Origin of the sequence: Lapillicoccus jejuensis (assembly GCF_006715055.1) — a bacterium.
Lineage (GTDB): Bacteria > Actinomycetota > Actinomycetes > Actinomycetales > Dermatophilaceae > Lapillicoccus > Lapillicoccus jejuensis.
In genome coordinates, this window is sequence record NZ_VFMN01000001.1 from 865,982 (window position 1) to 889,413 (window position 23,432).

At 77.1% G+C, this 23,432-nt stretch carries 19 protein-coding genes, 1 tRNA gene and 1 pseudogene; 8 read left to right on the plus strand and 13 right to left on the minus strand.

Going from position 1 to position 23,432, the window contains the following annotated elements:
* Nucleotides 1-5: 5 nt before the first annotated feature.
* On the plus strand, nucleotides 6-899 hold the full coding sequence (locus tag FB458_RS04200) for an amino acid ABC transporter permease (protein ID WP_141847038.1): 894 nt from the start codon (nucleotides 6-8) through the stop codon (nucleotides 897-899).
* Nucleotides 896-1,669 (plus strand): amino acid ABC transporter ATP-binding protein, encoded by a 774-nt coding sequence (locus tag FB458_RS04205; RefSeq protein WP_141847040.1) that lies wholly within the window; start codon nucleotides 896-898, stop codon nucleotides 1,667-1,669. Before FB458_RS04200 ends, FB458_RS04205 begins: the two co-directional genes overlap by 4 nt.
* 301 nt (nucleotides 1,670-1,970) lie before the next feature.
* On the opposite strand, the gene FB458_RS04210 is transcribed toward FB458_RS04205, so the two are convergent.
* Nucleotides 1,971-3,437 carry a C40 family peptidase gene (locus FB458_RS04210; protein WP_141847042.1) on the minus strand — a complete coding sequence of 489 codons (1,467 nt, stop codon included), beginning with the start codon at nucleotides 3,435-3,437 and terminating at the stop codon, nucleotides 1,971-1,973.
* A gap of 380 nt (nucleotides 3,438-3,817) precedes the next feature.
* The gene (locus FB458_RS04215; protein ID WP_141847044.1) at nucleotides 3,818-4,777 is read right to left on the minus strand and encodes a serine/threonine-protein kinase; all 960 of its coding nucleotides are present in this window, start codon (nucleotides 4,775-4,777) and stop codon (nucleotides 3,818-3,820) included.
* Between the two features lie 136 nt (nucleotides 4,778-4,913).
* Between FB458_RS04215 and FB458_RS04220 the strand changes: the two genes are divergently transcribed.
* Entirely contained in the window at nucleotides 4,914-5,459 is a 546-nt protein-coding gene (locus FB458_RS04220; RefSeq protein ID WP_141847046.1) for an RNA polymerase sigma factor, read from the plus strand.
* A 162-nt stretch (nucleotides 5,460-5,621) separates the two neighbouring features.
* Nucleotides 5,622-6,485, plus strand: a complete 864-nt coding sequence (locus tag FB458_RS04225) for a hypothetical protein (RefSeq protein WP_141847047.1) — start codon at nucleotides 5,622-5,624, stop codon at nucleotides 6,483-6,485.
* 34 nt (nucleotides 6,486-6,519) lie between these two features.
* On the opposite strand, the gene FB458_RS04230 is transcribed toward FB458_RS04225, so the two are convergent.
* The 4 genes from FB458_RS04230 to FB458_RS21205 all read right to left on the minus strand — a co-directional run bounded on the left by FB458_RS04230 (nucleotide 6,520) and on the right by FB458_RS21205 (nucleotide 10,260).
* Nucleotides 6,520-8,037: an NAD-dependent malic enzyme gene (locus tag FB458_RS04230; protein ID WP_141847049.1), complete on the minus strand. Its 1,518-nt coding sequence runs from the start codon at nucleotides 8,035-8,037 to the stop codon at nucleotides 6,520-6,522.
* 72 nt (nucleotides 8,038-8,109) lie between these two features.
* Nucleotides 8,110-9,138: an N-acetylglucosamine kinase gene (locus FB458_RS04235; protein ID WP_141847051.1), complete on the minus strand. Its 1,029-nt coding sequence runs from the start codon at nucleotides 9,136-9,138 to the stop codon at nucleotides 8,110-8,112.
* A gap of 10 nt (nucleotides 9,139-9,148) precedes the next feature.
* Complete coding sequence (locus tag FB458_RS04240; protein WP_141847053.1) at nucleotides 9,149-9,943, minus strand: sugar isomerase domain-containing protein; 795 nt, start codon at nucleotides 9,941-9,943, stop codon at nucleotides 9,149-9,151.
* A 155-nt stretch (nucleotides 9,944-10,098) separates the two neighbouring features.
* The gene (locus FB458_RS21205) at nucleotides 10,099-10,260 is read right to left on the minus strand and encodes a hypothetical protein (protein ID WP_170185560.1); all 162 of its coding nucleotides are present in this window, start codon (nucleotides 10,258-10,260) and stop codon (nucleotides 10,099-10,101) included.
* A 243-nt stretch (nucleotides 10,261-10,503) separates the two neighbouring features.
* Here FB458_RS21205 and FB458_RS04245 point away from each other — a divergent pair, with 243 nt between their 5' ends.
* Nucleotides 10,504-10,809: a hypothetical protein gene (locus FB458_RS04245; RefSeq protein WP_141847054.1), complete on the plus strand. Its 306-nt coding sequence runs from the start codon at nucleotides 10,504-10,506 to the stop codon at nucleotides 10,807-10,809.
* A gap of 26 nt (nucleotides 10,810-10,835) precedes the next feature.
* On the opposite strand, the gene FB458_RS04250 is transcribed toward FB458_RS04245, so the two are convergent.
* The 3 genes from FB458_RS04250 to FB458_RS04260 all read right to left on the minus strand — a co-directional run bounded on the left by FB458_RS04250 (nucleotide 10,836) and on the right by FB458_RS04260 (nucleotide 15,071).
* Complete coding sequence (locus tag FB458_RS04250; protein ID WP_141847056.1) at nucleotides 10,836-12,761, minus strand: hypothetical protein; 1,926 nt, start codon at nucleotides 12,759-12,761, stop codon at nucleotides 10,836-10,838.
* Between the two features lie 22 nt (nucleotides 12,762-12,783).
* Entirely contained in the window at nucleotides 12,784-13,773 is a 990-nt protein-coding gene (locus tag FB458_RS04255) for a DUF4397 domain-containing protein (RefSeq protein ID WP_141847058.1), read from the minus strand.
* Nucleotides 13,774-13,988: 215 nt separating this feature from the next.
* The gene (locus FB458_RS04260) at nucleotides 13,989-15,071 is read right to left on the minus strand and encodes a MerR family transcriptional regulator (protein ID WP_211355919.1); all 1,083 of its coding nucleotides are present in this window, start codon (nucleotides 15,069-15,071) and stop codon (nucleotides 13,989-13,991) included.
* Nucleotides 15,072-15,414: 343 nt separating this feature from the next.
* On the opposite strand from FB458_RS04260, the gene FB458_RS04265 reads away from it, so the two are divergent.
* Nucleotides 15,415-16,407, plus strand: coding sequence for an LLM class F420-dependent oxidoreductase (locus FB458_RS04265; RefSeq protein WP_141847061.1), 993 nt, complete (start codon nucleotides 15,415-15,417; stop codon nucleotides 16,405-16,407).
* Nucleotides 16,408-16,537: 130 nt separating this feature from the next.
* Here FB458_RS04265 and selB read toward each other — a convergent pair whose 3' ends face one another.
* From selB to FB458_RS21210, 3 genes are all read right to left on the minus strand, one after another.
* Nucleotides 16,538-18,355 carry a selenocysteine-specific translation elongation factor gene (gene selB / locus FB458_RS04270; protein ID WP_141847063.1) on the minus strand — a complete coding sequence of 606 codons (1,818 nt, stop codon included), beginning with the start codon at nucleotides 18,353-18,355 and terminating at the stop codon, nucleotides 16,538-16,540.
* A complete protein-coding gene (gene selA / locus FB458_RS04275; RefSeq protein WP_141847065.1) occupies nucleotides 18,356-19,672 on the minus strand; it encodes an L-seryl-tRNA(Sec) selenium transferase in 1,317 nt (438 codons plus the stop codon).
* Between the two features lie 44 nt (nucleotides 19,673-19,716).
* Nucleotides 19,717-19,809: transfer RNA gene (locus tag FB458_RS21210), tRNA-Sec, on the minus strand.
* A 380-nt stretch (nucleotides 19,810-20,189) separates the two neighbouring features.
* Here FB458_RS21210 and FB458_RS04280 point away from each other — a divergent pair.
* Together FB458_RS04280 and selD are read left to right on the plus strand one after the other, a co-directional pair.
* Nucleotides 20,190-21,248, plus strand: a complete 1,059-nt coding sequence (locus FB458_RS04280; protein ID WP_141847067.1) for an IS110 family RNA-guided transposase — start codon at nucleotides 20,190-20,192, stop codon at nucleotides 21,246-21,248.
* Between the two features lie 14 nt (nucleotides 21,249-21,262).
* Nucleotides 21,263-22,279, plus strand: a pseudogene (gene selD, locus FB458_RS04285) (selenide, water dikinase SelD); the annotation flags it as partial.
* A 54-nt stretch (nucleotides 22,280-22,333) separates the two neighbouring features.
* Here the strand turns inward: selD and nrfD are convergent.
* Entirely contained in the window at nucleotides 22,334-23,329 is a 996-nt protein-coding gene (gene nrfD, locus FB458_RS04290) for an NrfD/PsrC family molybdoenzyme membrane anchor subunit (protein ID WP_246061061.1), read from the minus strand.
* Nucleotides 23,330-23,432 lie beyond the last annotated feature (103 nt).

The window sequence follows — 23,432 nt, forward strand, 5'->3', positions numbered from 1 at the left end:
CCGGCGTGAGCACGAGCACCTCCACCGACCGCTCCGCCGCTCCCCCGCCCGGAGCGGGCTGGACCCCGTCGCCGGTGGAGCGGGAGCGGGCGGCGTACCGGTCCGCGCGGGCCCGGCGCTCCCTCCTCGCCTCGACGGGCAGCACGGTCGTCGTGCTCGTCGTCGCCGCCGTGCTGCTCGTCACCTCCCCCGGGTGGCCCCGGGTGCGCGACACGTGGTTCTCCTGGGACAAGGCCGTGGAGTCCTTCCCCGCCGTCCTCGACGGGCTGTGGCTCAACATCCGGCTCATGGTCGTCTGCGCGGTCGCCATCGTCGTCCTCGGCCTGACCCTCGCCGTCCTGCGGACCCTGCGCGGCGCGGTCTTCGCCCCGCTGCGGATCTTCGCGACGGTGTACGTCGACCTGTTCCGCGGCCTGCCCCTGCTGCTCGTCCTGCTCCTGCTCGGCTTCGGCGCCCCGGCGCTCGACCTCACCGGCCTGCCGACCTCCGTCCTCTTCTGGGGCGCGACCTCGCTCGTGCTGTCCTACTCCGCCTACGTCGCCGAGGTCTTCCGGGCCGGTATCGAGACCGTCCACCCCTCGCAGCGGGCGGCGGCGCGCGCCCTCGGCCTGACCTACGCCCAGTCGCTGCGCTTCGTCGTCCTGCCGCAGGCCGTGCGGCGGGTCGTCCCGGCCCTGATGAACGACCTGGTCTCCCTGCAGAAGGACTCGGGTCTCGTCTCGGTGCTCGGCATCACCGACGCGATCCGCGCGGCCCAGATCTCGACGGCCGAGGACTTCAACTACACCCCGTACGTCGTCGCCGGCGTCGTCTTCGTCGCCCTCACCATCCCCATGGCCCGGGTCGCCGACCGCGTCTCCCGGCGCCGGGGCCAGGGACCGGTCGGGGGGCACCTGTGACCGCCGTCCCGGTGCCGGTGGATCCGGAGCCGCTCGCCCCGCCGGTCCTCGCCGTCGAGCACCTGCGCAAGGCGTACGGCGACCTCGTGGTCCTCGCCGACGTCGACCTCGAGGTCCGGCGCGGCGAGTGCGTCGTGCTCATCGGCGCCTCGGGGTCGGGCAAGTCGACCCTGCTGCGCTGCGTCGACCTGCTCGAGCAGGTCGACGACGGGGTGGTGCGGCTGGAGGGCCAGGACGTCACCGACCCGCGGGTCGACGCGGACGCGGTGCGGGCCCGGCTGGGGATCGTCTTCCAGGGCTACAACCTCTTCCCGCACCTCAGCGTCCTGGACAACCTCACCCTCGCCCCGGTGCGGGTGCACAAGGTGGCGCGCGACGAAGCCCGGGACCGGGCGCTCGAGGCGCTCGACCGGGTCGGTCTGCGCGAGAAGGCCGGGGCCCGTCCCGACGACCTGTCCGGGGGCCAGCAGCAGCGGGTGGCCATCGCGCGCGCCCTGGTCACCGACCCCGTCGTCCTGCTCCTCGACGAGGTCACCTCGGCGCTCGACCCCGAGCTGGTGGGGGAGGTCCTCGACCTGCTGCGCGAGCTCCAGGCCGACGGGACGACGATGCTCGTCAACACGCACGAGATGGGGTTCGCCCGTCAGGTCGCCGACCGGGTGTGCTTCCTCGGCGCCGGCCGGATCCTCGAGCAGGGCCCGGCCGCGCAGGTCATCGACGACCCGCAGGAGGAGCCGACCCGCCGCTTCCTCGCCCGGCTGCACGGCTGACGTCCGGACGCGTCCGCGCGGCCCTCCCCGGGTGGGGGAGCAGAGAGGGCCGCGCAGAACAGGATCACCGCTCGTCCGCGGGGGGAGGGGGACGACGGTGCCGGCGGTCGGGGGGAGAGCCGACCCGGGGGGCGAGGCCTCCAGCGCCTCGCTCGCAAGATGATTGTGCCCTAGGTAAGTGCGGGAGGGCAAGTACCTTCCGCAACGACATTGTCGGCGAACGGACGACCGACGACGGATCGCCGTCCGTGGTCCGGGAGGAGGGGGCCAGGCCCCCCGCCCCCACCGCGGGATCACGGGGTCAGGGACGACCGCCGTACGGCACGAGGTCGGACATCGAGTAGATCGAGGCGATCTTCACGACCGTGCTGGGGTTCGGCGCGTGGATCATCATCCCGCCCCCGATGTAGAGCCCCACGTGGTGGCTGTCGAGGCCGCTCGTGCCGTAGAAGACGAGGTCGCCCGGCTGGAGCTGGCCGATCGGCACGCGCGCCGTCTCCGCGTACTGCGCGCCGGTGTAGTGGGTGAGGCTGACGCCCGCCTGGGCCCAGGCCATCATCGTCAGCCCGGAGCAGTCGAACGAGCCCGGACCCGAAGCCCCCCACACGTAGGGCTTGCCGAGCTGCGCCCGCGCGTAGGCGAGGACGGCCGAGACCCCGCCGCTGGACGGCGGCGGCGGCGGGGGCGGCGTGGGGGCCGGCGTGGGCGTCGGGGTGGGGGCCGAGCCGCCCGAGGAGCCGCCCGAGCCGCCCGAGGACCCGCCCGAGCCGCTGGTCGAGCCGCCGTTCGAGCCGCCGTTCGAGCCGCCGCCCTGGGCCTGCTGCTGCTGGCGCGCGGTCGTCGCGGCCTGCGCGGCGGCGCGCTGGGCGGCGGCCCGCTGCGCGGCCTGCGCGGCGGCCTGCCGAGCGGCCGCGGCGGCGGCGGCGGCCGCGGCGCGCCGGTTGGCCTCCTCGCGGGCGCGCTCGGCCGCGGCGGCGAGCCCGGCCTGACGCTGCTGCTCCAGCGCCACCGACGTCTTCTGCAGGGCGGCGAGCCGGGCCGTCACCTGGGTCTGCTGGGCCTGCAGGCGGGCGGTCTGCGTCTGCGCGGTGGCGACGGCCTGCTGGGCCCGGTCGGCGGCGGCCTGGGCGGCCGCGGCCGCGGTGGCCTGCCGACCCCGGGCCTCGGCGGCGGCCTGCTGAGCGGCGGCGGCGAGGTGGTCGGCCTCTCCCGCCCGGTCGACGAGGTCGGCCTGCTCGGCCCCCACGGCCTCCACGCCGGCGGCGCGGTCGAGGACGCTCTGCGGGCCGCCGTCGCCGAAGAAGACGTCGAGCTGGCCCGTGCCGCCGCCGCCGGAGGCGTAGACGTCCGCGGCGAGCCGGGACAGGTCGAGACCGGCCTGGTCGGCCTGCGCCTTGGCCGTGCGGGCGGCCGCCTCGGCCGACCGCGCCTGGGCGGTCGCCCGGGCGAGGGCGAGCCGGGCCCCGCTCGCCGCCTCCATCGCGTCGGCGGAGCCCTGCGCGAGCTCGGCGACCATCGCGCGGGAGGCCGCGAGCTGCTGGTCGAGCGCGGCGACCTGGCCGGCGGCGGCACCGGCGGCGGCCTTGGCCTGGTCGACCTGGGTCTGCGAGGGGAAGACGGGCGAGGGGTCCGCGTGCGCGGCCGGGGAGACCCCGGCGAGGCCGGTGAGCGCCGTGAGGCCGACCAGGCCCACGCAGACGAGGCGGTGGGGACGCCGCCGCCAGGGTCGGAGCCGGTCGGTCTCCGCAGGGCGCTGGGTGGGGGTCACGTGGCCGCATCCTTCGTCGGGGGCCGGGTGGGGGCCGGCAGGGGTCTCGGGGGTCCCCCGCGCCACGGGCCGGCGGCGTGTCACGGGCTCGGGTGCTCGACACCGGCGCGCAGGACGACCGCAGCCCCTCGGGGAGGGCGTGGTCGAGGTTAGGTCCCATTCGTCACACGCGAAACAGGGCGACCACGAATCCCGTTGCCACCACGCGTGATTCGCCGCCCCATGCGTCGTACGGCGCGAATGACACCGGTGTTTTTCCGCACGTCGGGACCGGGTTCCGTACACCCGTGCGGAACAGGTCACGGTTTGGTGACGATCGCCCGGTCGAGGCGTCCCGGGGGCCCCGTACGGCGTCCTGGACCCCCCGGCCGGCCCGGGCGTCAGCGGGTGGCGAGGGCGCCGTACGTCAGGGCGAGGGCGACGAGGAAGGCGGCCAGGGCCCACAGCGCGACCAGCCGGGCCGGCCACCGCCCCGGTGGGGCCGCGGGGGTGGCGGGTCGCGCCGGGCGGCGCTCCTGCACCGACTCCCCCGCCGCCGCCCGGTCGAGCAGCCGGGCGAAGGCGGCGGCGCTGGCGGGCCGCCGCGCGGGGTCCGGGTCGAGGGCGGAGGCGAGCAGCCCGTCCACCTCCGCCGGCAGCCCGACGGACAGGGCGACCGCCGCCGGGGGGTCGGTCCGCAGCGCGACGTCGCGGACCGACGCGTGCTCGAAGGGGGGTCGCCCGGTCAGCAGCGCGTAGGTCACGGCGGCGACGGCGTAGACGTCCGCTCGGGCGTCGAAGCCGCCGCCGCGCACCTGCTCGGGCGCCATCCACGCGGGCGTCCCGGCGGTGAGGGTGAGCCCGGACGCCTCGGCCAGCGACTTGGCCATCCCGAGGTCGGCGACGACGACGCGCGGCCTCCCGTCCGCCCCGCGGGCGATGAGCAGGTTGGACGGCTTGACGTCGCGGTGCACGACGCCGTGGTCGTGCAGCACCTGGACGGCCCGGGCGACCTCCCCCGCGAGGGCGACGGCCCGCCCGGCGTCGGGACGCGTCGCCGCCTGCTCGACGACGTCGGCCAGGGTGCCCCCGTCGGCGAGGTCCATGACGAAGTAGGGCTGGTCGCCGTCGGGCACCGTGCCGATGTCGTGCACCCGGACCACGCGCGGGTCGTCGATGCGGCGCAGCAGCCGGGCCTCGGCCAGGAAGCGCTCGCGCACGCCGGCGTCACCGGACCAGTTGTCGGCGAGCACCTTGAGCGCGACCGACACCTCGAGGTCGTCGTCGCGGGCCAGCCACACGGTGGCGAAGGCCCCGGTGCCGAGCCGCTCGAGCAGGCGGTAGCGTCCCAGGCGTCTCATCGCCCGTTATTGTGCGGCACCGACGCCACCGCGCGCCGCGCCGGTGCCCGGACGGCGCGGAGGGGACAGCACGGGACAGCACGAGAACGGCACGGGTCCGGCACATCGACGGCACGGCCGCACTGGGGGACACGACATGGACGACCACGACGACCTGCTGCCGCTCGTCGAGCGCGCCCGCGACGGCGACCGGGACGCCCAGCACGAGCTGCTGACCCGGCTGCAGCCGCTCGTCATGCGGCGCTGCGCGCGGATCCTGCCGCACCGGGCCGACGCCGAGGAGGCCGCGCAGGACGCGCTGCTCGCGGTCGCCACCAAGCTGCACACCTGGTCCGGGTCCGGCTCCTTCCTCGGCTGGGTGACCGTCGTCGCCGCCAACAGCGCCCGCTCGACGTACCGGTCGCTGTGCCGCCGCTCCGAGACGACGGTGGAGTACCTGCCCGAGCGCCCCGACCCGCGCACGACGAGCGTCATCGCCGGGTCGCGGCTGGACCTCCTCGACGCCGTCGAGCAGCTCGAGGCGGAGCGCCCGGTCCTGGTCGAGGCCTTCGTGCTGCGCGACCTCGGCACCCTGTCGTACGACGAGATCGCCGAGCAGCTCGGCGTGCCGCTGGGCACGGTCAAGGCGCGGATCCACGACGCCCGGGCCTTCGTGCGAGACCGTCTGCTCGGTGTGGGCTGAGGACCGGGCGGTGCCCGTCCCGAGAACGTCACCGCCGCGGGGCAACCCCCGGCGGTCCGTCGGCGTCCTCACCCGTGTGAGGGCCCCCCACCCGCGCCGACCCGGAGCCGTCCGCTGCCACGTGACGGCGGCCCCCGGTGGCGCTCCCGTGGGGGGAGGACCGTGAGACGGACGGCCGGCGTGGTGGTCGTCGTCGCCGGGGCGGTGCTCGGCGTCGGGTCGGGGGTCCTCGCGTACGGCTGGGCGCAGCGCTCGACCGAGGAGGTCGTCCGGACCACCGACGCTTCCGGCGGCCTGCGCACCGACGGGGACCCCGGCGGTCCGCCGACCGCCCCGGGGACGGGCCCCGCGACGACTCGCACCGGCACCCCGGCCACCTCGACGACGTCCGGGGCGCCCGACCCCGCGGCGGCCGTGACGCCGGCGCGGCTGCTCGGCGTCCGGGACCTGGCCACCGCCGGGTGGGACACCCGCGCGGTCGTGGCCCGCACCCAGACCGGCGAGGGGGCCGCCCCGACCGGGGTGTGCCAGCGCGAGTCGCTCGTGGCCCGCCCCGGGGCGGGCACCCGGGTCCGGGTCGACCTGGTGGGTCGCGTCACCTCGGTGCACGAGGTCGCGTCGACCTTCGCCACCCGGGCGCGCGCCGAGGCGGCGTACGACGTCCTCGTCGGCGACCTCACGGCCTGCCGGGCCGGCGGTGCCGACCCGGGCGGCTCCCGGGTGCAGGTCGGCCCGCCGGTGCGGGTCGGCGTCCCCACGGGCGACGACCGCGGGGTCTGGTCGACCGTCGACCCCGTCGACCCCGTCGACCCCGTCACGCCGGTCGAGACGGTGCCGTCCGGCACCGGCACCGCACCCGCGACCTCGACGACGTCCGCGACGTCCTCGGCCGGTCCACCGGCGGGCGTCATGGGGGTGCTGCTCGTCGGGCAGCGGGTCGCCGTCGTGCAGGTCGACGACGCCTCGCCGCGGCCGGCGACGGTCGGCACGATCCTGTCCCTGGCGGCCCGTCGGCTCGCCGGCTGACCCGGCCCGCCGCCCCCGCGGCGGGCCCGTCCCGTCAGGCCGTCGGGAGCGCGTTCATCCGGCCGGTGGCCGGGTCCTCGGCCTGCGGGCCGGCGATGGCCCGCGCCACCGTCTTGGCGATGTCCGGGTCGAAGACGCTGGGGATGATGTAGTTCGGGTTGAGCTGGTCGTCGCCGACGACCGAGGCGATGGCGTCCGCCGCGCGGATGAGCATCTCCGTCGTCACCTGGGTGGCCCGGGCGTCGAGCAGCCCGCGGAAGACGCCGGGGAAGGCCAGGACGTTGTTGATCTGGTTCGGGTAGTCCGAGCGGCCGGACGCGACGACCGTCGCGCGGCGGCTGGCCTCGGCGATGTCGACCTCGGGGTCGGGGTTGGCCAGGGCGAAGACGATCCGCTTGGGCGCCATGTCCTCGATCCAGGCCGGGGCGAGGACGTCGGGGGCGCTCACCCCGATGAAGACGTCGGCGCCGGTCACGGCGTCGTGCAGGTCGCCGCGCACGCCGCGCGGGTTGGTGCGGCCGGCCAGCTCGCGCTTGGCCGGGGGCAGCGTCTCGTCGTCGCGGTGCAGGATCCCCTCCTTGTCCCACACGACGACGTCACGGGCCCCCGCCGAGAGCAGGAGGGAGACGATCGCCGAGCCGGCGGCGCCCGCCCCCGAGACCGCGATCCGCGCGTCCTCCAGGCGCCGGTCGATGCAGCGCAGGGCGTTGCGCAGCGCGGCCAGGACGACGATGGCGGTGCCGTGCTGGTCGTCGTGGAAGACGGGGATGTCGAGCCGCTCGCGCAGCTTGGCCTCGACCTCGAAGCAGCGCGGGGCGGCGATGTCCTCGAGGTTGATCCCGCCGAAGCCGGGGGCGATGAGCTCGACGGTGCGCACGATCTCGTCGACGTCCTGCGTCGCCAGGCAGATCGGCCAGGCGTCGATCCCGGCGAACCGCTTGAAGAGCGCCGCCTTGCCCTCCATCACCGGCATCGCGGCGGCCGGGCCGATGTTGCCCAGGCCGAGGACGGCGCTGCCGTCGGTGACGACGGCGACGCTGTTGCCCTTGACGGTGAGGCGCCGCACGTCCTCGGGGTGCTCGGCGATGGCCATGCTGATCCGGCCGACGCCGGGCGTGTAGGCCATCGACAGGTCGTCGCGGGTGCGCAGCGCGACGGTCGGCTCGACGCTGATCTTGCCGCCGAGGTGGAGCAGGAAGGTCCGGTCGGAGACCTTGTGCACCGTGACGCCCGAGACGTGCCGCAGCGCCTCGACGACCTCGTTCGCGTGGTCGCCGTTGGAGGCCGAGCAGGTGAGGTCGACGACGAGCCGGTCGTGGCGCGACTCGACGATGTCGAGCGCGGTCGTGATGCCGCCGGCGTCCGACACCGCGGTCGCGAGCTGCCCCACGACCGCCGGGTCGGTGCCGGTGTGCAGGCGCACGGTGATCGAGTAGGACCCGGTCGTCGCCCGAGCCCGCTGGATCGTGTGCGACCGGGTGGTCGCCTCCGCGTCGTGCTGGACGTCGGGCTGGACGTCGGGCTGGCTCTCGTCCGTGCTCACCTCAGGCATGACGGGCATCCTGCCACTGCCGCGCGGGCCCACCCGCCACCCGCGCGGGTCGGGCGACGTGACCTACGACCACTACTCGTCGGTACGGCGCCCGGCGTCCACCACGAGCGGCAGCCGGGTCAGCGCGGCGTGCAGCGTCGGTCCGGTTGGGCCCGCCCACCCCTGCGCGGCCAGGTCGTGCACGGCGAGCCAGGCCGCCCCCCCGGCCCCGCTGCCCCCGCGCAGCACCGGGGCGTCGGGCCACGCCCGCCGCAGCCGGGCGGTCAGCGCGCCGAGCAGCACCTCGGAGGAGAACAGCCCGCCGACGAGCACGACCGGGGTGGTGTCACCGGCGCGTCGTACGGACGCGACCGAGCGCTGCAGCAGCCGGGCGGCGTCGACGAGGACGCGCACCGCGTCCGGGTCGCCGTCCCGGGCCAGGCCGACGACGACCGGCGCGAGCGTGGAGAGCAGGAGCGGCGAGCCGGCGTACACCGTCCGGACGAGGTCCTGCCGGTCCCCGTCGGGGCGACCGAGCAGGGCCCGCCGCACGGCGACGGCGAGCGGGTCCTGCGGCGCCGGGCCGGGCCGGATCGCGTGCCGGACGGCCTCGCGCCCGACCCACTGGCCGGACCCGTCGTCGCCGAGCAGCCACCCCGCGGCGTCGCGCACGAGCCCCTCCCGCAGGTCGCGGACCTCGACGGCGCCCGAACCGGTCCCGCCGAGCACGATGGTGCCGTCGCGGGCGGGGGTGCCGGCGCAGAAGCCGACGAGGGCGTCGCCGACGAGGCGGGGCCGCACCCTCAGGCCGGTCGCGTCCCACACCCGGCCGAAGTCCTCGCCGAGGTCGGCGTGCGCGGCGAAGCCCGCGGCGCCCATCACCGCGGCGGCCACCCGGGCCGGGTCGAGGCCGGAGAGCGCGGCGGTCACCGCGGAGCCGACGTGCGCGAGCGCGGTGGCCATGCCGACCGCGTTGGGGTTGGCGCCGGGCGCGGCCCCGGTCCCCAGCCGCCGGCCGCCGGTCGTGGCGACGAGGCAGCGCACGCTGGTCCCGCCGACGTCGAGGCCGAGGACGAGCGGCTCGTCCCCGGCGCCGGGGGGCGCCTCGTTGCGCTCCGTCACCGGGCCCCGCTCAGAGCAGCCGCCGCAGGCGGCCGGCGTACCGCTCCTCCAGCCCGCGGTTGTGCTCGTCGCCGCCGGGGATGTTCGCCGAGAGGTAGACCGGCGGGGTCACCCCGCGCTCCAGCAGCAGCGCGATGGCGTCGGCGACGACCATCTGGGCGAGCAGCGCCGCCGTGATCGAGGAGATGCCGCAGGCGGCTCCCCCGCCGGGCAGCGGCAGCACCGCGTCGCCGTACGGCGCCCCGTTGTCGAGGACGACGTCGGCGAGCTCCCAGAGCTTGCGCCCGCTGGGGTGGCGCGAGGTGATGCCCTGCGTGTGCTGCATCGAGGTGACGGCGACGAGCGGGTGGCCGCGGTCCTTCACGATCCGCGCGAGCTCGACGATGCTGCCGTTGCCGCCGGAGTTGCTGGCGATGAGGAAGACGTCGCCCGGGCGGGCGCCGACGGCCTGCGCGTAGATGTGCTCGGCGGTGCCGGGGTCGCGCTCGAGGAACTGGTTGGAGACCGCCTTGCCCTCGGGGTCGAGGAGGGCGACGTCGCGCAGGCTGAGCCGGTTGGTCGGGATGAACCCGCCGGCGCGCCCGGCGACCTCCATGGCGAAGGCCTCCGAGTGGCCGGTGCCGAAGGCCTGCAGGACGCCGTCGGCGGCGATGCAGTCGGCCACGAGCGCGGCCGCCCGGGCCACCCCGTCGCGCTGGGCGGCGGCCACGTCGCGGACCGCGGCCGACGCGGCGGCGGCGAAGGCCTCCGCCGACGGGAGCGGTGCGGACGGGGTGCCCGTGGACGGGGCGGGGTCTGTGCTCATGGTCGGCGGGTCCTCCGGGGTCGGCGGGCGGGCCGTGCGCCGCGGGACGACGACGTCGCTGCGTCGGTGCGTCACTGCGTCACGGCCCGGGTCTCGTGGGCGTCATTCTTGCCCACCCGGGAGGACGGGAGGGCCGCGGTCCGGCCTGTGGCGGCTCAGGGGGCCGAGGGGGTCCCGACGCCGAGGGCCGTGTCGATCTCGTGGTCGGGCAGGCGGTGGGCGCTGCCGGACGCCGCCGCGACGAGGGCGCCCACGAGCTCGATCTCCTGCGAGAGCGCGCGGTCGGTGAGCTCACCGAGGCCGAGGTCGTGGTCCATGCCGCCACCGTAGGTGACCGGGCCGTCGCCGCGGACGCCGACCCGTCGGAGGCCGTCCGCTCGGTGCCGGGTCCCGTCCGTTCGGTGGAGCCGTCCCGCCCGTGGGGCGGGCGGGGCGGACGGGCGGTGAACGTCGTTCACCTTGGCTGTGTACGGTCGGCGACCGACGCCTGAACTTCGCCGGAGCGGCAACGGTCCCCACCGCCGCGGTCGCCCCGGCACGCGCACGACCCCGAGGACACCATGGCCAGCGCCGCACCCCCGCTCGACCAGCTCTACAAGCTCTCCCGCGACCGGTTGGAGGTCGCCCTCGACGACGAGGGCCTCACCGGCGTCGACGACCTGGCCGCCTGGGTGGAGGTCTGCGAGCACCTCCACGCGCTCGACCCCGCGCGCAACCCCCGACGGCTGGCCGCCTCGCTCTACCGCATCGCCCAGCAGCTGCTGCTCGGCGCGGACGCGGTGCCGCGCGAGGACGTCGCCGGGCTGGCCCGGGCGACCGGCGCCGCGCACCGGGCGCACGACCTGCTCCGGCGGCTGGGCGACTGAGGGGCGCCGTACGGGCCCTGGCGGGGTCAGCGGCGGATGACGAGGGTCTGCAGCGGGTCGGTCTGCTGCAGGTCGTGCAGCTCGACGGTGAAGTCGCCGGACTGCGGGAGCAGGACGGTCACCTGCTCCGACGAGCCGGGGGCGACGGCGACGAGCGGGTAGCTGACCTCGGCGCCGTTGCCGACGAGCGTGCGCACCTCGAGGCGACCGGTCGCCACCGGCGACCCGATGACGATGGTGACCTGGGTGCCCGACACCGAGGCGACGCTCATCCACGGCCCGTCCCCCGGCGCGACGCTCGGGGAGCTGCGCACGACGAGCGGTCGCGGCCCCCCTCCCGGCAAGGTCGAGGGCGAGGAGGCGGTGGACGGGGCCGCCGACGGGGTGACGGACGGGGCGGCCGACGCGGTGAGGGACGGAGCGCTGGACGGGGTGGGCGCCGGGGTGACCGCCGGGGTGGCGGGGGTGCTGACGGTGGGTCCGGCCCCGTCCGCCACCGCGGGGACCGGGCGCGCCCCGACGACGACGGCGTCCGCGACGACGACGAGCGCGAGGACGACCCAGGGCACGGCGCGCAGCACCCGCAGGTGCGTGGGGCGGGTGTAGCGGGGGGCATGGGGGCGCGGCAGCAGGGCGGCGAGGCCCGTGGCCGCCAGGGCGAGCGCGGCCAGCCCCACGCGCCAGCCCGTGACCCCGTCCTCCCCGTCGGTGACGACGGAGGCCCGGACCACGCCGGTGACGACGACGGCGACGAGCGCGCTCCCGACGCAGCGGACGAGGACCTCGAGCGGGCTGGCCGACCGCCACCGACCGAGCCGCTCGCCGGCCAGGAGCAGACCGGCGACGGCGAGCACGGCCGCGGCGACGCCCACGCGCGGGGCGACCTCCGGACGGCTCGAGGCGGCGGCGAGGAGCAGGGCGAGGGCCGAGGCCCCGGCGGGCGCGGCCAGGTCGCCGCGTCCGCGCAGGGACGTGGGCGGCCGGGGCGTCGGCCCGTCGCCGCGGACCCCGGTGCCGGAGGCGGCGAGACCGGCGAGCAGACCGAGCACCAGCGCGGCGACGGCGACGAACGGCAGCGCCGAGCCGGGCGGCCACGGCAGCAGCGCGACGGCGACCGAGGCCGCCCAGGCGAGCGCGAGCGCCGGGAGGGTCCGGCCGGAGAGCTCGCGCACGAGCAGGCCGAGGGTGAGGGCGAGCACGACGGTGGTCGCCACCCAGCTCAGCACGGCGGACCACGGGGCGGGGACCCCGAGCAGCTGGCCGGCGGCCGCGGCTCCCGAGGGGTCCACGAGACCCCGTACGGCGGCCAGCCCCGCCGCCCCGGCGGCGACGAGGAGCAGGCGGGACGCGGAGCGGACGCGGGTGAGGAGCACCCCCGCGAGGCCGACGGCCGACGGGACCAGGAGCGCGAGGACACCGGCGAGCGAGGCGCCTGTGGGGCCGCCCGACCCGACGAGGGGGATCCCGTCGCCGCCGGCGTCCGCGCCGCGCAGCGCGACGGCGGCGAGGGCCGGTCCGGCGGCGGCGAGCACGAGCGCGGGCCCGGGCCCGATCCCGCGCAGGCTCGGCGCGGGCTCCGTGGTCGCCGTCGACGACAGGTCCGGCGCGGCCGCCGTGGTCGTCGGCGGGGCGGGCGGGACCGGTGGCGCGGCGGGCGGTGCGGCCTCGCCGACGGGTTCCGCGACCCGCTCGGTGACCGGCTCGGCGACCCGGTGGGCGACCGGCTCCGCGACCGGCTCCGCTTCCCGCGGGCGGACCGTTGGGGCGACGGGCTCGGCGACGGGCTCGGCGACGGGCTCGGCCACGGGCTCGGCGATCGGCGCCGGGGTGGGGGCGGCGTCAGGGGCGGCCACGCCCATGAAGGTCCGACGGGCGGCGCCGTCGCCGCGCCGGCGCGGGGGCTCGTCCGGCGGGTGCCGGCGCGCGCCCGTGCCCCGGGAGACGGTGCTCACGGCCGTCCCGTCGCCAGGACGCTCACCGTCGCGCGCGGACGCGGACGCGGACGGGCCGCCGACGGGCGGCGGACGCGGCGAGCGCCAGGGCCGCCCCGGCGCCGGCGAGCGCCAGGGCCACGCCCGCCCGGTTCACGGCGGGGGCGGCGGGGGCGGGGTCGACCAGTCCGCCCTCGCCGGTGCGGGCCCCGCCGACCGGGAGGGCGGAGGAGCCGACGGCGTCGGTGACGAGCTTGACCGCGACGGAGGTCGAGCCGGTGTCGAGGACGACCGCCGTGTAGACGGTGCCTGCGGCGAGGGAGACCGTCTGGCTGGCCGAGGCGGACGCCCCGGAGAGGGCGAGCGGCCACGCTCCCCGCGGGACGGTGGTGTACGACGTCACCTGGCCGAGGACCGCCCCGGAGGCCAGCGTCGGTCCGTTCTGCGCCTGGACGGTGAGGGTGGGCGTGCGCGAGGCGGCGGCGAGCACGCGGACGCGGGCGTCTCCGGCCGGCGGCGGGGTGAGGTCGTCGGTGAGCACGCTGAGCCGGGGGGCCGACAGGGTGCCGATCGCGGCGACGGTGCTGGCGGAGCCGGCGGTGAGGGTGAAGGTGCGCTCGAGCAGCGGGGCGGTGTCGGTCCCCTGCCCGGCCAGCCGGAGGGTGACGGTGTACGGGCCGGGGGCGACCTTCTGGTAGCCGGTGACGTCGCCGTACGTCGCGTCCGGCGACATGACGATGCCGGTCGAGGCGCCGGAGCCGGGCGTCAGGTCGATGCGTCCCGCCCCGAAGCCGGGGACGAAGTGCCCCGCCCGGATCCACGCGGCCCCGGGGGCCTGGACGGCGGGCGCGGTCGGTGCGCCCGCGCGGCCACCCGCGACGGCCGGCACGGTGGCCAGGGCGAGCAGGGCCACGGCCAGCGACGCCGCGGCCAGCAGCCGTCGGGGGCGGCGGAGCCGCGGGTCGGCCGGGCGGCTCCGGTGGGTCCGGTCGGCACGGCGGCGCGAGTGGGTGGCGGGGTGCGGGTCGGTCACGGTGGCGTCCTCGGCGGGCTCGGGTGAGGGCCGGGAGAGCGACGGAGCCCCTGCCGCCGACGGTCCCCCCGGACCTCGGTGTGCTGCCCTTGATACCCCGCCGGGAGGGGGCTGGGACACCTTCGCGGCCCAATTGGTGGGCGCAACCGGGCCGTACCCGGACGAATGCCCTCCCTGTTGCGGGAGCCGGTCCCCGCCGCAGCAGGGGCCGGGGGTCAGCTCGCGAGGGCGGTGACGGCTTCGCGCATGGACCCGACGACCTCGACGTGCAGGCGCGCCGGCAGCACCGGGATCGAGGTCCAGCCGGGACCCCCGAGGACGACGTGGACCGGGGCCTCGAGGCCGATGAGGCGGTCCCACAGGACGTCCTGAGGCCGGCGCGAGATCGAGGCCCACAGGAACACGCTCGTGGCGTGGGTGCGGGTGATGGCGCGGGCGAGGGCCGACGACGGCAGCCGGGGACCGAGGTACATGGTCGCCTGGCCGTGGCCGGCCAGCGCCGCCTCGAGCGCCAGCAGCGGCAGGTGGTGCTGCTCCTCGTCGGCCGCGCCGAGCAGGATCGGGGTCGCGGCGACGCGCAGACCCCCCGTGCGGGCGACGGCCCGCAGCTCGCTGCCGAGCAGCTCGCTCACCAGGTGCTCGGCGTCGACGCCGAGCTCACCGAGCTCCCACATCCGCCCGATGGCGCGCAGGGTCGGGGCCAGGACGTCGTCCCAGGCGGCCCCCACCTCGTGACGGCGCAGCACCTGACGGGTCAGGTGGGCGATGGTCGGTGCGTCCAGGGCGCGCGTCGCCGCGAGGAGGGCTCGGACGGTGGGGTGGTCGACCAGGTCGGACCCGTCCAGTCGGACAGGTGTCTCGCGGGCCTCGCGCTCCTCGGCCGCCGCCGCCACCTCGTCGTCGACGTCGGCCACATGCAGGCGTCGGGGAGCGCCGTCGCCGGCAGCCGGGTCGGCGGTCGTGACGGTGGAGCGGGCCGTTCCCCTCGCTGCGGAGGACGAGGCGGACCTGGCCACCCCGGCGCCGGCCGCCGAGCGGTCGCGAGGGCCCGCCGAGGCGATGAGCGGGGCGTCGCGGTTCTCCTCGAGGAGGTCGTCGTCGGTGAGCGACAGGACCGAGGTCGCTGCCGCCTGCGCCGGCACGCCCTGCCCGATGAGCCGACCCATCGTGAGCACGCGGAGCACGTCGAGGTGGGTGTATCGGCGGTGGTTGCCGTTGGTGCGGTCGCTGGGCCCGACGCCGTACCGGCGGTCCCACGAGCGCAGCGTCGACGGGGTCGTCCCCGCCCGCTCGGCCACGACGCCGACCGGCCAGCTGAGCTCGGGAGGGGGGGCGGCGGCGACCCGGGGTCGGGGTCCGCCGGTGGTGGAGGAGGGGTCGCGAGGGTCGCGCGACGTCTGGTCTGAGGCCGGCGACGGAGTCATCCCCGATGCCGCGGACCTCCTGCTGTCGCCTTGAGTCGTCATGTGTGCACCTGTCCCTGTCGGTGCCGGACCCGCTGTCTTCGGCCCTGTGCGCATCGACCACTCCACGATAGGACGGGGCCGCCACTTGTGCAATGCACAAGTCTTGCGCAAGTTTGAACCCGGCATTCCGGACGGCGACGGTGTGCGTCGACGACCGGACGGGTAGTCCGGCGACGTGACGACTTTCGGATACACACTCATGACCGAGCAGAGCGGACCGCGCGAGCTGGTGCGGTACGCCACCGCCGCCGAGCGGGCGGGCTTCTCCTTCGCGGTCTCGAGCGACCACTACTCCCCCTGGCTCTCGGCCCAGGGGCACGCGCCGTACGCCTGGACCGTGCTCGGCGCCGTCGCCCAGGCGACGACCGACCTCGAGCTGATGACCTACGTCACCTGCCCGACCATCCGCTACCACCCGGCGGTCGTGGCGCAGAAGGCGGCGACGCTCGGCGTCCTCAGCGACGGGCGCTTCACGCTCGGTCTCGGGGCCGGCGAGAACCTCAACGAGCACGTCGCCGGGCAGGGGTGGCCGTCGGTCGACGCCCGCCAGGAGATGCTCGTCGAGGCCATCCGGATCATCCGCGAGCTGCACGCGGGCGAGCTGGTGACCTTCCACGGCGACTACTTCGACGTCGAGTCGGCCCGGATCTGGGACCTGCCCGAGGGCGGCGTCCCGATCGGGGTCGCCACGAGCGGGGAGAAGTCCATCGCGCGGTTCGGCCCGCTCGCCGACCACCTCATCGCCGTCGAGCCCGACGCCTCGCTCGTCGAGGGCTGGAACGCGCTCGAGGGCAAGCCGCGGATCGGCGCGGGCGCGCGCGCCATCGGGCAGATCCCCATCTCCTGGGGTCCGGACCGGGACGAGGCGGTGCAGCGGGCGCACGAGCAGTTCCGCTGGTTCGCCGGTGGGTGGGCCGTCAACGCCGACCTGCCGACCACCGCGGGGTTCGCCGCGGCGACCCAGTTCGTGCGGCCCGAGGACGTCGCCGAGAGCATCCCCTGTGGGCCCGACCTCGACGCGGTCGTCGAGGCGGTCAAGCCCTACTGGGAGGCCGGGTTCACCGACATCGCCCTCGTCCAGGTCGGCGACGAGCTGCAGGAGCGGTTCCTCGCCGAGGCGGCGCAGCCGCTGCTGGAGAAGCTGCGGGCGGCGGCCCCGTCGGCCTGAACGACCCTCCCCGCCGCCCCCTCGTGAGCGGTCGCGTGCGCGCTGTGCCGTGCCCCACCCCGTGGGGCACGGCATAGTCGTCGCAGGTCAGGGGCCCGGGCCGACCGCCCGACCGCTCCGTCGACCGGGCTCAGCCGCGGCGCACGACCTCGCGCCGGGTCCCGTCGAGACGGCGGGTCCAGCCGCGCCGGTCGAGGTGCTCCAGCAGCGGGATGGCGACCCGGCGGGTGGTCGCGAGCGCCTGGCGCGCCTCGCTCGTCGTGAACGGCTGCTCCAGCCCGGCGAGGACGCGCATGGCCCGCGCCGGGCCGGTGGGCAGGAGGACGACGTCGTCGCCGAGCCGGACCAGCCGGCCCACCCGCTCGGCGGCGGCCAGCTCGCGCGGGCCGAGCCCCCACTCGTGCAGCTGCGGGCGCTCGGGCGCCGCGAAGGGGTCCGCCGTCAGCACGGCCTCCAGGGCGGCCATCCCGGCCTCGGCGGCGCCGAGGTCGGCGACGACCCCGGGTCGGCGGACGCGGCCGTGGTCGAGCAGGAGGCCGGCGGCGTCGGCGACGGGGCGCAGCAGCGCGGCGTCGGGGAGGCCGGCGGCGTGCCGCGCCTCCTCGGCGGGGACCACCGGGTCGAGCGGGCGCGACGCCGCCCGCGCGTCGGCGGTGGCGGTGAGGTCGCGCACCCACCCGGACCAGCGCTCGTCGCTCACCCACCAGCCGGCGACCCGCCGCAGCCCGGCGGGGGCCGTCGTCGGAGGCTCGACGCCGAGCGCCCGCAGCCGCACCTCCGGTACGGCGCCGCGCCGCTCCACCTCCCGGCGCAGGTCCGGCGCCCCCTGGACCCCGGCCAGCTCCCCCGCCCACCGGGCGGCGGCCCCGCGGCGCCGCAGCGGCGGCGGGTCCGCGTCGAGGACGACGACCCCGGCGGCGACGGCGTGCCGGCCCGGGTCGCGCAGGACGGCGCGGTCCCCCGCACGCAGCGGCAGGGCCGAGGCCAGCCGCAGCCGGGCGAGCGGCTCCCCCGGCACGAGCGGACGCACCCGGACGGGGACGGACGCCGTCCCGACGTGCAGGACCAGCTGGGCGGGCAGCGACGCCGCGTCGACGCCGGGGCCGTCCGCGTCGTCGGCGGCGGCGTCCAGGGGCGCCCGCAGCCGGACGTCGACCTCGCCCGTGGTCGGCCACGCCCCCGGGGTGAGCAGCACGTCGCCGCGCGCGACCGCCTCGCGCGCGACCCCGCGCAGGTTGAGCGCGGCCCGCGCGACCCCGGTGACCGACGTCACCGGGGCCCCGAGGGCCTGCACCCCGCGCACGACCACCCGTTCCCCGCGCAGCTCGAGCTCGTCCCCGGCGGTGACCGTGCCGGCCCCCAGGGTGCCGGTGACGACGGTGCCGCTGCCGCGCACGGTGAACGCCCGGTCGACCCAGAGCCGGACCGGGTCGTCCGCGGCGGGCTCCGGCAGCCGGGCGACCAGCCGGTCGAGCGCCGCGCGCAGCTCGTCCAGTCCCTGACCGGTGGCCCCGGAGACGGCGACCGCCTCGACGTCGCCGAGGCTGCTGCGCGCGATGGCCGCCCGCGCCTGCGCCGTCGCGGGGCCGGGGTCGGCGAGGTCGCTGCGGGTGACGGCGAGCAGCCCCCGGTCCAGGCCGAGGGCGTCGACGGCGGCCAGGTGCTCGGCGGACTGGCGCCGCCAGCCCTCGTCGGCGGCGACGACGACGAGCACCGCGGTGACCGGACCCACGCCGGCGAGCATGTTGCCGATGAACCGCTCGTGCCCCGGGACGTCGACGACGGCCAGCGTCCGCCCCGACGGCAGGGTCGTCCACGCGTAGCCGAGGTCGATGGTCATCCCCCGCCGGCGCTCCTCGGCCCACCGGTCCGGTTCCTGCCCGGTCAGGGCGCGCACGAGCGTCGACTTGCCGTGGTCGACGTGCCCGGCGGTGGCGAGGACGTGCACTCAGCCCTCCGCGCCGGTACGGGCCAGGGCGGCGACGACGGCGGCGACGAGCCGCTCGTCGTCCGCGTCGGGCACGCACCGCAGGTCCAGCAGCGTCCGGCCGCGCTCGACGCGGGCGACGACGACGGGGTCGCCCGTGCGCAGCGCCGGGGCCAGCTCCTCGGGCAGCGCGACGGCCCAGCCGGGCAGCACGAGCCCGGGCGCTCCCCCGCCGCCGACGGCGCCGGCGCAGGGGACGACCTCGACCTCCGGGTGGGCGGGGGCGAGCCGGCGGGCCAGGGACTCCGTACGGCGACGCAGCGTCCCACCGTCGGCGTGCAGCGCGAGGTGCGCCGGGGTGGCCGGGCCACGCAGGGTGGCCTCCATCGCGGCGAGGGTGAGCTTGTCGACGCGCAGGGCCCGGGCGAGCGGGTGGCGGCGCAGCCGCTCGACGACCTCGGCGGTGCCGAGCAGGAGGCCGGCCTGCGGACCGCCGAGCAGCTTGTCGCCGCTGCCGGTGACGACCGAGGCGCCGTCGGTGAGCGCCGTGGTCGCGTCCGGCTCGTCGGGCAGCAGCGGCTCGGGGTGCAGCAGGCCGGACCCGACGTCGACGACGACCGGCACGCCGAGCATCGACAGCTCGCGCACCCCGACGGCGGAGGTGAAGCCCTCGACGCGGAAGTTGCTCGGGTGCACCTTGAGGACGCAGCCGGTGTCGGGACCGAGCGCGGCGGCGTAGTCGGCGAGCGACGTGCGGTTGGTCGTGCCGACCTCGCGCAGCCGCGCCCCGGTGGAGGCGATGAGGTCCGGCAGCCGGAAGCCGTCGCCGATCTCGACCATCTCGCCGCGGCTGACGACGACCTCGCGCCCGGCGGCGAGCGCGGTGGTGGCGAGCACGAGCGCGGCGGCGCCGTTGTTGACGACGAGCACGTCACCCGCGGCGGGGACGGCGGCCCGCAGCGCGGCGAGGGCGCCCCGGCCGCGACGGGCGCGGCGGCCGGTGGCGACGTCGTACTCGACGTCGACGTAGCCGGCGGCCGCGGTGACGGCCTCGACGGCGGCGGGCGACAGCGGGGCGCGCCCGAGGTTGGTGTGCAGGACGACCCCGGTGGCGTTGAGGACGGGGCGCATCGAGGCCGGCCGGGTGGGCAGCGCGGCGAACGCGGCGTCGGCGACGTCCTCCGGGGGCAGGGCGCCGGCGCGGGCCCGCTGCTGGGCGGCGGTCACCGCCTCCTTGACCGGACCCGGACCGAGCCGCCGCACCGCCTCGACGAGCCGCGGGTCGGCGAGCAGGACGTCGGTGCGCGGGACGCGTCGGCGCGGGTCGTCGTCGGGCACCCGCCGATCGTACGAGCGGGTCGCGGGGGCCGAGCGGGCGGGAGCGGAGGCGGACGGGAATCGAACCCGCCTGACCCGGATCCCGGGTCACACCGGTGTTGAAGACCGGGGGGGCCACCAGGCACCCGTACGCCTCCCCGGCGCCGGGCCGGCCGGGGCCGGCGGACGTCGCCGCGCGCCCATCCTCGCAGAACGGCGCGACCCGGTCCCGGGGGGTCGGGCCCGGGGTCGACTGGTTACCGTGCGGGTCAGTGTCAGGGTGACTGTCGCCGCTCACGCGGTGGTTGGATCCTGAGCACCTGGTGTCTGGCTCGTAGCGTGCCTGTCGCCTTCGGTCCCCGAGGGCTGATGTCCATGCGTTGTGCCGGCACCGGGTGTGAAGGAGCCGGCCGGCGTGACTTGATAGGAGCGTGGCGTCGCCCCCACTGAGATGTGTCCGCCGACCGGCCCAACCGTCCAGTCACTGAGCAGATGCACCTATCGGATCAGGTGCATCGGGTGAGAGGAGGCAACCTCCATGGTTGTTGTTGGCGCGGATGTGCACAAGCGCACGCACACGTTCGTCGCAGTCGACGAGGTCGGCCGCCAGGCCGGGCAGCGCACGGTCGAGGCCACCACCGCCGGGCACGCGCAGGCGTTGCGGTGGGCGCGGGAACGGTTCCCCGGTCAGGACCTGACCTGGGCGGTCGAGGACTGCCGGCACCTGTCGGCTCGGTTGGAGCGGGACCTGCTCAGCGCTGGTCAGAAGGTGGTGCGGGTGCCACCGAAGATGATGGCCGAGCAGCGTCGGGTGGCGCGGACCCGGGGCAAGTCCGACCCGATCGACGCGTTGGCCGTGGCGCGGGCGTTCCTGCGTGAGCCGTCGCTGCCGGTGGCCTCGCACGACGAGATCTCCCGCGAGGCCAAGCTGCTGGTCGACCGACGAGAGGCGTTGGTGGGTACCCGGACCCGCACGATCAACAGCCTGCTGTGGCGGGTGCACGAGCTGGACCCGGCCCACGCCCCGAAGGAGCGGTCGTTGGACAAGGCCAAGCACCAGCAGACGCTGCGGGCGTGGCTGCTCACGGTGCGCGGGATCGTGGCCGAGCTGGCGTTGGACGAGCTGGACGACGTCATCGCGCTGACCGTGCGGATCAAGGAGCTGCAGCGCCGGATCGGGGCCCTGGCCCGCCGGCACGCCCCGAGCCTGCTGGCGATGCCCGGGTGCGGGGAGCTGTCCGCGGCCAAGCTGCTGGGCGAGTCCGCCGGGGTCACCCGGTTCAAGAGCGAGGCCGCGTTCGCCCGCCACGCCGGTATCGCGCCCATCCCGGTGTGGTCCGGCAGCACCGCCGGCCGAGTGCGGATGACCCGCTCGGGCAACCGCCAGCTCAACGCCGCCATCCACCGCATCGCGATCACCCAGGCCCGCATGCCCGGCACACTCGGCCGGGCTTACTACGAGAAGAAGCTCGCCGAGGGCAAGTCGAAGACCGAGGCCCTGCGCTGCCTCAAACGCCGCCTGGCCCGCGTCGCCTTCCACCACCTGACCACCGACCACCACAACCGTCACCACGCTGCCCTCCCGGCAGCGGCTTGACATAGGAGCAACGCATGACGACCACGACCGGCCCCGGCGTCCCGGCCCCCACCACCCGGCGGTTGACCCAGTACGCCGCCGGCGGGGGCTGCGCGTGCAAGATCCCCCCGGGCGAGCTGGAGGGCATCGTCGCCGGGTTGGCGGGCCCGGCCGACCCGGGCCTGCCCACGCTGCTCGTCGGCCTCGACGACGGCGACGACGCGGCGGTCGTGCGGCTCGACGAGCGCACCGCGGTCGTCACGACGGCCGACTTCTTCACCCCCGTCGTCGACGACGCCTACGACTTCGGCCGGATCGCCGCGACCAACGCCCTCTCCGACGTCTACGCGATGGGCGGGCGGCCGCTCGTCGCGGTCAACCTCGTCGCGTGGCCGCGGGAGCGGCTGCCCGTCGAGGTGCTCGGCGAGGTGCTGCGCGGCGGCCTCGACGTGGGCCGCGCCGCCGGCTGCCACGTCGCCGGCGGGCACAGCATCGACGGACCCGAGCCGACCTACGGGATGGCCGTGACCGGGACCGTGGACCCCGCGCACCTGCTGCGCAACGACGCCGCCGAACCGGGGCTGCCGATCAGCCTCACCAAGCCGCTCGGCGTGGGCGTCCTCAACAACCGGCACAAGAGCACGGGCGAGGTCTTCGCCCAGGCGATCGCGTCGATGACGACGCTCAACGCCGCGGCCTCGCTCGCCGCCGTCGCCACCGGGGCCCGCGCCGCCACCGACGTCACCGGGTTCGGCCTGCTCGGCCACCTGCACAAGATGATGCGCGCCTCGGGGACGACGGCCGTCCTGGACGCGGCCGCCGTGCCCTACCTCGACGGCGCCCGGGAGGCGCTGCGCGACGGCTACGTCAGCGGCGGCACGCGACGCAACCTCGACTGGGTCCGGCCCCACCTCGAGGCCGGGGTCGGGGAGGACGAGCTGCTCCTGCTCGCCGACGCCCAGACCTCGGGCGGGCTGCTGGTGGTCGGTGAGGTGCCCGGCTCGCCGGTGGTGGGCGAGACCGTCGCCGCCCGCGACGGCGTCACCGTGGTCGTGCGCTGAGCACCCGCTTTCCCGGCACCTGTCGTCCGGGAAGCGGGATCCCGGTCAGGGGGTCGTGGAGCGGGTGCGGGCGTCCATTCGCTCGCGCTGCGGCACGACCGTGTAGCGCGGGTCCTTGGCCGACTCCTGTCCGGCCTCGAAGATCCCGAACCGCAGGCAGGCCGACCCCGCCACGAGGGCGGCGCCCGACAGGGCTGCGGCGACGCGGCTGCGCCGGCCCAGCGTCGCCGCCCCGAGCGCCCCGGCGGCGGTGAGCAGCTGGCTCGCCCGCACGAGCGTGCCGGGCCGTCCCTGGTGCAGGGGCTCGGCCGTGATCCCCATCGAGGACTCCATGACCCGGGACGCGGCGAGGTCGAGCGCGGCCCCGCCGACGGCGAGGCGCCGGGCGGGCCCGGCCTGGTCGACGGGGCTGCAGATCATCGCCATCCCGCCCGACGCCGCGGCGGCGGACCCGACGAAGACGAACGGCAGCTCGCGGTGGGCCTCGTGCCAGGTCGGGGTCGCGGTGTCCGAGAGCAGCACGGCGGTGTACGACGCCACGGCCGGCGCGACGAGCGCGGCCGCGAGCCCGGCGGGTCGACCGGCCCGCTCGGCCAGCCCGAGCAGCCCGTCGTGCCGGGTCACGGTGCGACCGCCCGCGGCAGCGGCGGCGCGCATCAGCGCGGGACGTCCCCCCGGCAGCAGCCCGGCGACCTCGGCGGCGGCGGCCAGCCCGGCCGCGGGCCCGTAGGCGCTGAGGATCCACGTGCCGACCGACATGGGCGAGGTCGGTTTGGCCACCCGGAGCATGTTGGTGAACCGCGACGGTTTCCCGAGGTCGTGCACGAGAGCGGCGAACGACAGCCCGATGGCCCCGAGGGCCGTGACCCGGCCCGCCCGACGCAGGGTCGGGCGGTCGGTGAGGTCGGCGCCCGCCCCGAGCAGCGAGGACCCGGCGGCGAGCCCGCCGAGGAAGAGGTAGGCCGGGATGTCGGCCTCCCACGGCGACGGCTTGACGACGGGCCGCCCGTAGTACGAGGTGAACTCGGCGTCGGGCACCATCCGGCGCTCGCCCCCGCGACCGCCTCCGCGACCCCGACGCCGTCCCGCGCCCGCCCCGCGGCGCTCGGCGTCGCGACGACCCGCTCGGGTCTCCTCGACCGCG